The following is a 12500-nucleotide window of genomic DNA, read 5'->3' on the forward strand; positions in this document are numbered from 1 at the left end:
AAAGCCTGATTTCCTTGACCGACGACAGCTACGACAACGCCGCACCTTCGGCGCCCGGCGACATCTCCATCATCACGATCGAGGACGAGCTGAAACGCTCCTACCTCGACTACGCCATGAGCGTCATCGTAAGCCGCGCCCTGCCGGACGCGCGCGACGGTCTGAAGCCGGTTCACCGTCGCATCCTCTACTCGATGCACGACCTGAACATGACGCCCGAGCGGTCGTATTCGAAGTGCGCGCGCGTGGTCGGCGACGTGCTGGGTCGCTTCCACCCGCACGGCGACGCCTCGGTCTACATGGCGCTGGTGCGAATGGCGCAGCCCTTCTCGATGGGGCTGATGCTGGTCGACGGCCAAGGCAACTTCGGCTCGGTCGACGGCGATATGCCGGCCTCCATGCGTTACACCGAGGCCAAGATGGCCCCGGCGGCGGTGGCCCTGCTGACCGACATCGACAAGGACACGGTCGATTTCCAGCCGAACTACGACGAGAAGGAGCTGGAGCCCGTCGTCCTGCCGGCGCGGATTCCGAACCTCCTGGTCAACGGCGCGGGCGGCATCGCCGTCGGCATGGCGACCAACATCCCGCCGCACAACCTGGGCGAAGTCGTCGACGCGGCCGTGGCGCTGCTGGACAACCCCGACATGGGCGACGAGGCCCTGCTGGACATCGTGCCCGGCCCCGACTTCCCGACGGGGGGCGAGATCATGGGCCGCACCGCGCCGCGTAACGCCCTGCGCGACGGACGCGGCTCGGTCATCGTGCGCGGCCGCGCCTCGGTCGAGGAGATCCGCAAGGATCGCGAGGCCATCGTCATCACCGAACTGCCGTTCCAGGTGAACAAGCAGACCCTGATCGAACGCATCGCCGAAATGGTGCGCGAGAAGCGTCTGGAGGGCATTTCCGACGTCCGCGACGAGTCCGATCGACAGGGCATGCGGATCGTCATCGAGCTGAAGCGCGACGCTTCGGGCGATGTCATCCTGAACCAGCTGTTCCGCTATACGGCGCTGCAAAGCTCGTTCGGCGTCAACATGCTGGCGCTGAACCACGGCCGTCCCGAGCAGATGGGCCTGCGCAAGCTGCTGGAGCTCTTCCTCGAGTTCCGCGAGGAAGTGGTCGTCCGCCGCGTCAAGTTCGAGCTGGCCAAGGCCCGCGACCGCGGCCACGTCCTGGTCGGTCTGGCCGTGGCCGTCGCCAACATCGACGAGGTCATCCACATCATCCGCAGCTCGGCCGATCCGGCCGAGGCGCGCGAGCGGCTACAGGCCAAGGCCTGGCCGGTCGGGGATATGATGGCCCTGGTCGAACTGATCGCCGACCCGCGCACGGTTCTGGTGGACGGCGACAAGATCCGCCTGACCGACGAACAGGCGCGCGCCATCCTGGCCCTGACCCTGTCGCGTCTGACGGGCCTGGGCCGCGACGACATCTTCGGCGAGGCGCGCGGCCTGGCCGACACCATCCAGGGTCACCTGACCATCCTGTCGGACCGCGCCAACGTCCTGGCCATCATCCGCGAAGACCTGCTGCTGGTTAAGGATCAGTTCGCTGTTCCGCGCCGCACCCTGATCGGGGAAGGCGACGCCGAGATGGAGGACGAGGACCTGATCCCGCGCGAGGACATGGTCGTCACCGTCACCCACGGCGGCTACGTCAAGCGCGTCGCCCTGAACGCCTATCGGACCCAGCATCGCGGCGGCAAGGGCCGCAGCGGCATGGCGATGAAGGACGAGGACGCCATTACGGGCGTCTTCTCGGCCTCGACCCACACCCCGGTCCTGTTCTTCGCCACCAACGGCAAGGCCTACAAGCTGAAGACCTGGCGTCTGCCGCTGGGCAATCCGCAGTCGCGCGGCAAGGCCTTCGTCAACCTGCTGCCCATCGAGCCGGGCGACAGCATCATGAACGTGCTGCCGCTGCCCGAGAACGAGTCGGAGTGGGACAACTACGACATCATGTTCGCCACCAAGTCGGGCGACGTGCGGCGCAACAAGCTCAGCGACTTCGCCACGGTGAACCGCGCGGGCAAGATCGCGATGAAGCTGGAAGACGGCGACCGCATGGTCGGCGTGGCCCTCTGCAACGCCGAGGACGACGTGCTGCTGACAACGGCGCTGGGTCGGGCCATCCGCTTCAAGGCCGACGACGTGCGCGTCTTCAAGGGCCGGGATTCGACCGGCGTGCGCGGCATCCGCCTGCAGGACGGGGACGAGGTCATCTCCATGGCCATCCTGGGCCGGGTGGACGCCTCGCCTGAGGAACGCGCCGCCTACGTCAAGCACGCCAACGCCATGCGCAAGGCCCTGGTCGGCGCGGACGCCGAAGAAGACGTCGCTCCGGTCGAGGCGGACGACGAGGAGGCGGGCGACGCCGCCCTCAGCGTCGAGCGCATCGCCGAACTGGGCGCGGCCGAGCAGTTCATCCTGACGGTCACGGAAACCGGCTTCGGCAAGCGGTCCTCGGCCTATGAATACCGCCGCACGGGTCGCGGCGGGCAGGGGCTGACGGCCCACGGCCTGGGCGGTCGTGCAGGCACGCGTCTGGCCGCCGCCTTCCCGGTCGAGGAGAGCGACGACCTGATGCTGGTCACGGACGGCGGTCAGATGATCCGCACCCCGGTCGGCCAGGTCCGCATCGTCGGCCGTTCCAGCCAGGGCGTGACCATCTTCCGCACCGGCAAGGACGAGAAGGTCGTCTCGGTCGAGCGCCTGCCCGACTCGGGCGGCGACGACGACGGCGCGGACGAGACCACGACGGAAGAGGGCGCCGAGGGCTGATCGGCCCTTCCGCCAGGCCGGAGGTCTGCATGACGGCTGAAATGCAGATCGACGGCCGGCCCGTCGGCGCCGCCGACCTGGGCCATTTCGTCCAGTCCAACTACGGCGCCTTCACCTCCATGCAGGTGGAGGACGGCGGGGCGAGGGGCCTGGACCTGCATCTGGCCCGACTGGAGGCCGAGGCCGTCGACCTGTTCGGCGTCGCCGTGCCCGAGGCCCTGCTGCGCGAGCGGATGCATCAGGCGCTGGACGGGCGTTCAGGTCGGTTCAGCCTGCGGGTCAACCTGTTCTCGGACGCCATCAGTCTGCGGGCGCCCGATGCGGTGGTTCAGCCGCGCGTCCTGACCACCTTGTCGCCGGCCGCGGCGCCGTTGACCACGCCGCTAAGGCTCCAGACCCAGGTCTATGCCCGCGAAGCGCCGCATCTGAAGCACGCAGCCACCTTCGGCCTGACCCGCGCGCGGCGTCAGGCGGTTCAGGCCGGGTTCGACGACGCCCTGTTCATCGACGCCGAGGGGCGGGTTTCCGAAGGCTCCATCTGGAACATCGGCTTCATCCAGGGCGAGACGGTTGTCTGGCCCGAGGCGCCCATGCTTGCGGGGACAGGGCAGGCGCTGCTGGAACGCGGACTGGTCGGGCATGGCCTGAGCAGCGTGACGCGCCCGGTGCATCTGTCCGATCTGTCGACCTTCGACGCCGCCTTCATCTGCAACAGCGCCACGCCTGTCTGCGCTGTCGCCGCTATCGAAGACCATGCTTTTCCCACGTCGGAGGCTGTGGTCGCGAGGCTGACCGACGTCTGGCGATCAAACCCGCGTCAGAAAATCTAGGCCGTTGATTTCGCACCTGCTAAACGGAACGAAACGCGGGGAGGCGAAGGCCATGCGCATCGGCTTGTATCCGGGGACTTTCGACCCGGTCACGAACGGCCACATGGACATCATCGGGCGGGCCATCAAGCTGGTCGACCGTCTGGTCATCGGCGTGGCCCAGAATGACGAGAAGGGGCCGCTGTTCTCGACCGCCGAGCGCGTCGAAATGCTGAAGGCCGAGGTCGCGCGCTTCAACGCCGACATCGAGGTGCGTCCCTTCAGCAGTCTGCTGATGCATTTCGCCGAGGATGTGAACGCCAACGTCATCGTGCGCGGCCTGCGCGCGGTCGCGGACTTTGAGTATGAGTTCCAGATGACGGCCATGAACCAGCGCCTCAACAGCGACATAGAGACCGTGTTCCTGATGGCCGATCCGCGCCATCAGGCCATCGCCTCGCGGCTGGTCAAGGAGATCGCCCGTCTGGACGGGGCGATCGAAAGCTTTGTCAGCCCGGCGGTCGCCGCCCAGGTGCGCGCCAAGGTGCAGCGTTAGATTTCAGGATAGACATGAACCTCAAGACGCTTCTGGCCGCCGCGGCGGTCTCGATGATCGCGGGCGGCGCGGTCGCTCAGGCCGCAGAATGGCGCACGGTTGCGCCCGACAACCTGCTGGTGATCGACACCTCCAAGGGCCGGGTCCTGGTCGAGCTGGAACCGCGCGCCGCGCCGAACCATATCGAGCGCATCCGCGCTCTGACCAATCGCGGCTTCTATGACGGGCTGAAGTTCCATCGGGTGATCCCGAACTTCATGGCCCAGACCGGCGACCCCCAGGGCACCGGCGCGGGCGGCAGCGACCTGCCGGACGTCAAGGGCGAGTTCAGCTTCCGGCGCGGGCGCGACAGCGGTTTCGCGCCGGTCGAGAACAGCGGCCCCGGCCTGCGCGGCGTCATGGGCAGCCTGCCGATCGCCACCCAGCCCGACGCCCAGATGTTCGTCACCGCCGACTTCAAGACCACGGCCGGGGGCCTGTTCTGCCCCGGCGTGGTGGGCATGGCGCGCGCCGGATCGCCCGACAGCGCCAACAGCCAGTTCTTCCTGATGACGGGCCAGAACGACATGCTGAACGGCGGCTACACGACCTTTGGCCGGGTGGTTCAGGGTCTGGACGTGGTCAAGGCGCTGAAGCCCGGCAGCGACGCCGAGGACGGCAAGGTCGGCGAGGGCGCCGACGTCATGACCAAGGTGCAACTGGCCTCGGCCCTGCCGGAAGGGCAGCGCCCGAGCGTGCGCGTGGCCGTGCCCGGCTCGGCGCCTTTCAACGCCGCCGTCGAGGCCGCCCGCGCCGCGCGCGGCGCCCAGTTCGGCATCTGCGACGTGCAGCCCGTGGTGCAGGTCACGGGCGGCTGATTTTCTGATCGGGGAGGGGTTGGGATGCGCTTTTCAATGGGTCTGGCGGCGGCGTCCGTCCTGATGCTGTCGGCGGGAACGGCCTGGGCGCAGGAGGCGGCGCCGGCCGCCGTCCCTGCGACGGCTTCGGTGTCCGAATGGCGGGCGGTTTCGCCTGAAAACCTGCTGGTGATCGACACCAACAAGGGCCGCATTCTGGTTGAGCTGGCCCCCGAGGTCGCGCCGGGCCATGTCGAGCGCATCCGTCTGCTGGCGGGGCGGGGCTTCTTCGACGGCCTGCTGTGGCACCGGGTCATCGACCAGTTCATGGCCCAGACCGGCGATCCCCTCGGCAGCGGCGAGGGCCAGAGCCCCTATCCCGATCTGAAGGCGGAGTTCACCTTCCGTCGCGACGGCCAGACCCCGTTCACGGCGGTGGCGGCGCCCGCCGGGGCGGTGCTGGGCTTCCTGCATTCCCTGCCGGTTCAGACCCAACCCGACGCCTTCATGGCCACGACGGCGGATCACAAGGTTCATGCCTGGGGGCTGTATTGCCCCGGCGTGGCGGGCATGGCGCGCGACGAGGCGCCTGACAGCGCCAACAGCCAGTTCTTCCTGATGCGGCAGCCCTATCCCTCGCTGGACAAGCGTTACACCATCTGGGGGCGCGTGGTGTCGGGGCTGGACGTGGTGCGGGCGCTGAAGTTCAGCCCCAACCCCGACGGCATCGTCACCGAACCCGACCGCATGACGCGGGTCCGGGTCGCGTCCGACCTGCCCGAGGCCGAGCGGCCTAAGGTTCAGGTTCTGGATACGGCCTCGCCGCAGTTCCGGGTCCTGGCCGACGCGGCGCGTCAGGCCAGGGGGGCGGACTTCTCGGTCTGCGACATCGACCTGCCGGTTCAGGTGGCCGGGGCGCCCGCCGCCTGACCATTCGAGCGGCCCCGGCGACGGCGTCGGCGGGACTTCTGGCGGTCTTCGCGCATCCTTTGCAGCAACAGGCCCTCGCGCAGGCCCCGGTCGGCGACGCGCACCCGCTCGCACGGCCAGGCGCGCTGCACGGCCTCCAGGATGGCGGCGCCCGCCAGCACCAGGTCGGCGCGGTCGGGGCCGATGCAGCTTTCCGCCGCCCGTCCGGCAGGGCCCAGGGTCTTCAGCCGCAGGGCGGCCGCCTCGCAATCGGCGCGCGTCATCCACAGGCCGTCGACCAGATCGCGCTGATAGCGCCGCAGACCCAGGTGGATGCCCGCCAGGCTGGTGATCGCGCCCGAGGTGCCGACCATGTGCACTTTCCCGCTCTCGAAAAGGCCGCGCACGCGCTCGTCGTTCGGGCCGCCGGTGGCCAGTATGGCGCCGACGTCGGCGACCATGGCTTCGTACCAGGCCTCGGTGTCGCCGGCGGGCTCGGGGTGGCGTTCGGCCAGGGTGACGACGCCCAGGGGCGCCGACATCCAGCCCTGGCTTTCGAAGCCGCGCGCGCCGCGCGTCAGCCATGACAGCTCGGTCGAGCCGCCGCCGACGTCGATGACCAGAACCGCCTCGGCGCGCGGGTCGAACAGGTTGAGGCAGCCCGCGACCGAGAGGCTGGCTTCCTCGGCCGGGTCGATGATCTTGAGCTTCAGGCCGGTGCCGCGACGGACCCGTTCGATGAAGGCCGCGCCGTTGTCGGCGGCGCGGCAGGCCTGGGTGGCGACGGCGGTCAGGCGGCTGGCGTCCAGCCCCTTGCGGGCCACCCGCTCGGCGCACAGGGCCAGGGCGTCATAGGCCCGATCCATGGCGCGGTCGTCCAGGCGGCCGGTGCGGGACAGGCCTTCGCCCAGCCGCACGATGCGGCTGAAGCTGTCGACCACCCGGAACCCGTCGCGCGCCGGACGCGCGATCAGCAGGCGGCAATTATTGGTCCCCAGGTCGAGCGCGCCATAGAGGGGCGCATCGCGACCGGAAGTCCCCGAATCGCGGGACTTCGTGGGCTGGGACCGCGCGTCGCGCCGTGCAGGCGCGCCAGGGGTCTCCGGCATGGCCGAGCTTTCATGTGGGCGGTCCAAAGCGGCGCCCGTCCCGATCAGGTTAAACCGGCCCAAGCGGTCAAGCCAAGACATTCTGTCGCATTGATGAACGGCGCGGATGCATCCGCTTCAACTCGTCAGGCGTATTGGTTGCAGCATGACCCAGGTTCACACAGCCCGGTTCGGCCTCGGACAGATCGTCCGGCATCGCGACCATGCCTTTCACGGCCTGGTCATGGATGTGGACGCCACCTACGCAGGCCCGGCCGCAGAGACGGGCGTGGTCGCCAGCGATCAGCCCTTCTACCGAATCCTCATCGCGGACATCGAGGGCGGGGTGATCGCCTACGCCGCCGAAGACGCCCTGGTGGCGACGCCCGAGATCGAACCCCTGTCCCTTGAGGACGAGCGCGAATGGTTCACCATCGACGCCCAGGGGCGTCACGCGCCGCGGTCGCAAAGGCTGCAATAGACGTGCGTGACGACAACCCGATGGCGCGCTAATCTGCCCGCAACGGCCGTCAGAGCCGAGAGGAGCGTTCCCATGTCCGATTTCGAACACGTTTTTGAAACGCCGCCGGAAGGCGCGGCCGCCGACTGGACCATCCCCCAGAACTGGGGGGCCTATACGGACGTCGAGCATCAGACCTGGAACACCCTCTACGCCCGGCAGATGAAGATCCTGCCGGGGCGGGCCTGCAAGGCCTATATGCGCGGGCTGGACGCGCTGGACCTGAACATGGGCGGCATCCCCGACTTCGAGGAGATGAACCCCAAGCTGCAGGCCCTGACCGGCTGGACCGTGGTCTGCGTGCCCGGTCTGGTCCCCGACGACGTCTTCTTCGACCATCTGGCCAACCGTCGCTTCGTTTCGGGCCAGTTCATCAGGAAGCCGGATCAGCTGGATTACCTGCAGGAACCGGACATCTTCCATGACGTCTTCGGCCATGTGCCGATGCTGACCGACCCCGATTTCGCCGCCTATATGGAGGCCTACGGCAAGGGCGGGCAGCGGGCGGCGTCGCTGGGGATGCTGAAGAACCTGGCGCGCCTCTACTGGTACACGGTCGAGTTCGGCCTGATGAAGGAGGCCGACGGCCTTCGCATCTATGGCGCGGGCATCGTCTCCTCGGCGACCGAGAGCGTCTTCTGCCTAGAGGACGGCTCGCCCAACCGCCTGGGCTTCGACCTGGAGCGGGTGATGAAGACCCTCTATCGGATCGACGACTTCCAGCAGGTCTATTTCGTCATCGACAGCATCGAGAAGCTGAAGGAAATCACGCTGCAGGACTTCGGCCCGATCTATGAACGGCTGAAGGGGGCGGAGGACCTGCCGATCGAGACGATCCTGCCCAGCGATCAGGTGTTTACGCGCGGGACCCAGGCCTATGCGGCCAAGGGCGGGCGGTTCGCGGCCTGACGACGGCGGCTGAAAAACAGAGTCCAATTCGTCTAATGAGTCTGAAATCCCCCCCTCTGGCCTTGGTTGGGAGGGGATGATGGCGCGCGGCGAAGGGCCGGCGAGGAAATGGGGGGCGGGCGGCTGCAAACCCCATGTTTTCCTGGGGTTGCGGCGCTGAGCTTTGATGCGTGGGCGATCCTCCCCCGTGAACGGGGGAGGAGAGTCCGGTCAGACCCGCTGGAACGGGTAGAAGTCGGTTCCGAGGCCGAGGATGCCGGTCAGGTCGTCCAGGGCGCTGCGCGTCTCGTCCAGCAGGGCGGGGTCGGCCAGATCGTGGGCGGTCAGGGTTTCGCGATACCAGCGGCGGCCCCAGTCCGACAGGCGGGCGTGCAGTTCGTCGGTCAGGCGCATGGCCGGGTTGGTGGCGGCCAGTTCGTCGTCGGTCAGGACGACGCGCAGGCGCAGGCAGGCGGGGCCGCCGCCGTTGCGCATCGACTGGCGCACATCGACGTATTCGACCCGGCCGATGGGGCCGTTGGAGGCGGCGAGGCGTTCGGCGACCGCGTGGCTGCGGGCGTTGTCGCGGGTCTCGGTCGGGCAGATCAGGGTCAGGCGGTCCTCGCCCGGAATCTGGATCAGCATGGAGTTGAACAGATAGGAGCTGATGGCGTCGGCCAGCGGCAGGTCGGCGGCGGAGACCTCGACGAACTGCGGCTCGAACAGGCCGTCGGCGGCGCGGCGGATGGCGGCCTTGGTCGCGTCCGTGTCTTCAAACGCCAGTTCGTGGAAGAAGAGGGTGTCCAGGGCGCCGACGCAGACCACGTCGTTGTGGAAGGTGCCGCCGTCGATGGCCGCGCGCGACTGCTGGGCCAGGACCGGGCGGCCGGCCTCATGACGGCGGACGACGGCCTCCGACGCCTCGTGCGTCTGACGGGCGGGGAAGCGGCCGTCCCACGGCTCGAAGGCCTCGCGGCCCCAGACCAGAAGATTGACCCCGCGACCGCCGTGCTCGGCGCAGAGGCGGACGTGGTTGGCGGCGCCCTCGTCGGCCAGGTGGGCGACGGCGGGCAGTGCGTCATGGACGGCGAACTTGCTCGCGTCGGGGAAGAGGGCGGCCAGGGCGCGCCTGGTCTGCTGGTGCTCCAGGGAGCGGTGAAGGTTGGTGTGCAGGTTGGCCGGGGTGAAGTGGACGCGGCCGTCGGCGGCGTCGGCGCTGGGGGTCACGGTCGCGGCGTTGGCGGCCCACATGGGCGAGGCCGAGCAGGCGGCGGCGGCGAAGGCCGGGGCGTCGCGCCAGGCCTTGGCCAGCACGGTCTTGTCGTTCCCCGAGAAGCCGAGCGAACGCAGGAAGGGGATATTGGGCCGCTCGTGCGGGGGCAGGACGAACTGGGGCAGGCCCAGGTCGGCCAGCCGTTTCATCTTGTCGAGGCCCTGCAGCACCGCCGCGCGCGGGTTCGACGCCTCGCCCTTGTTCAGGCTGGAGGCGAGGTTGCCCGGCGACAGCCCCGCGTAGGAGTGGGTGGGGCCGATTAGGCCGTCGGCGTTGGCTTCGACCGCTGGGATCATCCGCGCAGTCCCTTGATTTCACTCTCGATGTTCTTGACCGATCCGGCCTCGAAGCTGGCGACGGGGTAGGCGCAGTAGTCGGCGGCGTAATAGGCGCTGGGGCGGTGGTTGCCGCTGGCGCCGAGGCCGCCGAAGGGCATGTCGCCCGCCGCGCCCGTGGTCGGGCGGTTGAAGTTCACCACGCCCGCGCGGATGCGGTTGATGAAGCGGTCCCAGTTCCTGGCGTCGTCCGAAACCAGACCGGCGGACAGGCCGTATTTGGTGGCGTTGGCGGCCTGGACGGCGGCGTCGAAGGTCGGGACGCGGATGACCTGGAGGAAGGGAGCGAACATCTCTTCGTCCGCCACGTTCAGGCCGGTGACGTCGATGATGGCGGGCTTCACGAAGGCGCCCGGCAGGTTGTCGACGGGGCCGGAGGCGCGAATGACCTTGGCGCCCGCGTCGATGCGTTGCTGCAGGGCGGCGAGGGCGTTGCTGGCGGCCGTTTCCGAGATCAGCGGCCCGGCGTAGGGCTCGGGGTCGCTGTCCCAGGGGGCGAAGTTCAGGCGGTCGGACATGGCCGCCACGGCCTCGACGACGGCGTCGCCCGCTGCGCCTTCCGGCAGGATCAGGCGGCGCGCGCAGGAGCAACGCTGGCCGGTGGTGACGAAGGCGGACTGGACCACGATGCCCGCGACGGCCTCGGCGTCGGCGGCGTCCCAGACCACCAGCGGGTTGTTGCCGCCAAGCTCCAGCGCCAGGATGACGTGGGGATCGTCGGCGAACTTGCGCCGGAAGTGGGCGCCGGCCGCGCCCGAGCCGGTGAACATCAGGGCGTCGATGGGTTGGTCCAGCAGGGCCGCGCCGGTCTCGCGTCCGCCCTGCACCATGTTGAACACGCCCTTGGGCAGGTCGGCGGCGTCCAGGCATTCGGCCATCAGCTGGCCGGTCAGGGGCGTTTGCTCGGACGGCTTGAACACGACCGTGTCGCCCGCCAGCAGGGCCGGGACGATGTGGCCGTTGGGCAGGTGGCCGGGGAAGTTGAACGGGCCGAGCACCGCCGAGACGCCGTGCGGGCGGTGGCGCAAGGTCGCGCGGCCGAAGGCGGTCTCGCTGCTGCGCTCGCCGGTGCGCTCGTCATAGGCGCGGATCGAGATGTCGACCTTGCCCGCCATCGAGGCCAGTTCGGTCTTGGTCTCCCACAGGGCCTTGCCGGTTTCTCTGGCGATGGCCTCGGCCATCTCGGGGGCGCGCTCTTTCAGGACGGCCTGATAGCGTTTCACCGCGTCGATGCGGTCCTGACGCGGGCGGTCGGCCCAGTCGGGGAAGGCGGCGCGGGCGGCTTCGACGGCGGCGCCGACCTGTTCCGTGGTGGCGGCTTCGCCTTCCCAGACGGTTTCGCCGGTGGCGGGGTTGGTGGAGGTGAAACGGGTCATGGCGGGTACTCGGTTCAGGATTTCACGCGGACGACAGCGCCGTCCTTGATCTTCAGGGCGGCGGCGACGTCGGGCGTCATGTGAACGCTGTCGCCGTCCACCAGGACGCGGGCGCGGACGGCGCGGAAGGCCGAGACGCTGTCGGTCGAGACGAGGGAGGGCAGTTCGACCTCGACATCCTTCTCGATGCGGGCGGTCAGGACGCGGGCGTCGCGGACGGTGCGGATGTTGTCGCGGCCGCAGGCCACGGTCGGACCGGCGTCGAAGATGTCGACCAGGCCGTTGGGGCGGAAGCCCTCGGATTCCAGCAGGGCCATGGCGGGCACGCCCTGGGGGTGGACCTTGCCGATGACGGCGCGGGCCGGTTCGGGCAGCAGGTCGATATAGATCGGGTGGCGCGGGGCCAGGTCGAGGATGAACTGCTTGTCGGTCGAGCCGCTCATGCGGTCGGCGTCGTCGAAGTCCATGGGGAAGAACTTGTGCGCCACATGGTCCCAGAAGGGGCAGTAACCGTCAGGCGTGAACACGCCGCGCAGTTCGGCCAGGACGTTGTCGGCGAACAGCTCCGGCTCGGCCCCGATCAGCATGTAGCGTGACTGGCTGAGCAGACGCCCGGCGCCGCCCTTGCGACGGTCGGCCTTGAGGAACAGCGAGCCGACCTCGGTCCAGCCGGTGCATTCGTTGACCAGAACCAGGGTCTGATGGTTCAGCTTCATGCCCAGCGAGGGCGACTGGACCATGTTGTTGACCACGCGGAACGAGAAGAAGGGGCGCTTCAGCCCCACCGTCGCCTTGACCGAGCCGATGCCGTCGATGTCGCCCGTGTCGCCGTCTTCCAGCATCAGGGTGTACCAGGCCTCCTGCGGCGGGACGCGGCCCTCGAAGCTGGCCTGGCTGAGTTCCAGACGCTCGCTCAGGACGTCGGCGTCTTCGGGCAGGCTGGTGAAGCCAGGGCCGGACAGGATGGCCAGTTCTAGCAGGTGATCAAGGTCGGCGGGACCGGCGGGGCGAACAACGAGCATGCGGTTACATGGTCTCCAGTCGGAGCTGTTTCAGTTTCAACGCGTCAATCTCGCCCGAGGCGATCTTGCACAGGATCAGGGCGGACAGTTGGGCGCGTTCGACGA

11 protein-coding genes are annotated in these 12500 nt (G+C 68.8%); 7 read left to right on the top strand and 4 right to left on the bottom strand.

The window, feature by feature from the left end:
* Positions 1–14 precede the first annotated feature (14 nt).
* The 5 genes from gyrA to VGE49_RS01720 are packed head-to-tail and all read left to right on the top strand — an operon-like array spanning position 15 to position 5914.
* On the top strand, positions 15–2783 hold the full coding sequence (gene gyrA, locus VGE49_RS01700; protein WP_414643584.1) for a DNA gyrase subunit A: 2769 nt from the start codon (positions 15–17) through the stop codon (positions 2781–2783).
* 29 nt (positions 2784–2812) lie between these two features.
* Complete coding sequence (locus tag VGE49_RS01705) at positions 2813–3613, top strand: aminotransferase class IV family protein (protein ID WP_331032859.1); 801 nt, start codon at positions 2813–2815, stop codon at positions 3611–3613.
* A 52-nt stretch (positions 3614–3665) separates the two neighbouring features.
* Positions 3666–4148 carry a pantetheine-phosphate adenylyltransferase gene (coaD, locus tag VGE49_RS01710; RefSeq protein ID WP_331032860.1) on the top strand — a complete coding sequence of 161 codons (483 nt, stop codon included), beginning with the start codon at positions 3666–3668 and terminating at the stop codon, positions 4146–4148.
* Positions 4149–4162: 14 nt separating this feature from the next.
* Positions 4163–5005, top strand: a complete 843-nt coding sequence (locus tag VGE49_RS01715) for a peptidylprolyl isomerase (protein WP_331032861.1) — start codon at positions 4163–4165, stop codon at positions 5003–5005.
* A 24-nt stretch (positions 5006–5029) separates the two neighbouring features.
* The gene (locus VGE49_RS01720) at positions 5030–5914 is read left to right on the top strand and encodes a peptidylprolyl isomerase (protein ID WP_331032862.1); all 885 of its coding nucleotides are present in this window, start codon (positions 5030–5032) and stop codon (positions 5912–5914) included.
* On the opposite strand, the gene VGE49_RS01725 is transcribed toward VGE49_RS01720, so the two are convergent.
* On the bottom strand, positions 5887–7002 hold the full coding sequence (locus VGE49_RS01725) for a Ppx/GppA phosphatase family protein (protein WP_331032863.1): 1116 nt from the start codon (positions 7000–7002) through the stop codon (positions 5887–5889). The two genes, VGE49_RS01720 and VGE49_RS01725, sit on opposite strands and share 28 nt — an antisense overlap.
* Before the next feature lie 145 nt (positions 7003–7147).
* Here VGE49_RS01725 and hspQ point away from each other — a divergent pair, with 145 nt between their 5' ends.
* Both hspQ and phhA read left to right on the top strand, forming a co-directional pair.
* On the top strand, positions 7148–7462 hold the full coding sequence (gene hspQ / locus VGE49_RS01730; protein ID WP_331032864.1) for a heat shock protein HspQ: 315 nt from the start codon (positions 7148–7150) through the stop codon (positions 7460–7462).
* Positions 7463–7534: 72 nt separating this feature from the next.
* The gene (gene phhA, locus VGE49_RS01735) at positions 7535–8410 is read left to right on the top strand and encodes a phenylalanine 4-monooxygenase (RefSeq protein WP_331032865.1); all 876 of its coding nucleotides are present in this window, start codon (positions 7535–7537) and stop codon (positions 8408–8410) included.
* Between the two features lie 210 nt (positions 8411–8620).
* Here the strand turns inward: phhA and astB are convergent, their stop codons facing one another.
* The 3 genes from astB to VGE49_RS01750 are packed head-to-tail and all read right to left on the bottom strand — an operon-like array spanning position 8621 to position 12395.
* Positions 8621–9958 (bottom strand): N-succinylarginine dihydrolase, encoded by a 1338-nt coding sequence (gene astB / locus VGE49_RS01740; protein WP_331032866.1) that lies wholly within the window; start codon positions 9956–9958, stop codon positions 8621–8623.
* On the bottom strand, positions 9955–11373 hold the full coding sequence (gene astD / locus VGE49_RS01745) for a succinylglutamate-semialdehyde dehydrogenase (protein WP_331032867.1): 1419 nt from the start codon (positions 11371–11373) through the stop codon (positions 9955–9957). Before astD ends, astB begins: the two co-directional genes overlap by 4 nt.
* Positions 11374–11387: 14 nt before the next feature.
* Positions 11388–12395 (bottom strand): arginine N-succinyltransferase, encoded by a 1008-nt coding sequence (locus VGE49_RS01750; protein ID WP_331032868.1) that lies wholly within the window; start codon positions 12393–12395, stop codon positions 11388–11390.
* Between the last annotated feature and the right edge of the window lie 105 nt (positions 12396–12500).

The sequence above is a fragment of the Brevundimonas sp. genome (assembly GCF_036405315.1).
Taxonomy (GTDB): Bacteria; Pseudomonadota; Alphaproteobacteria; order Caulobacterales; family Caulobacteraceae; genus Brevundimonas.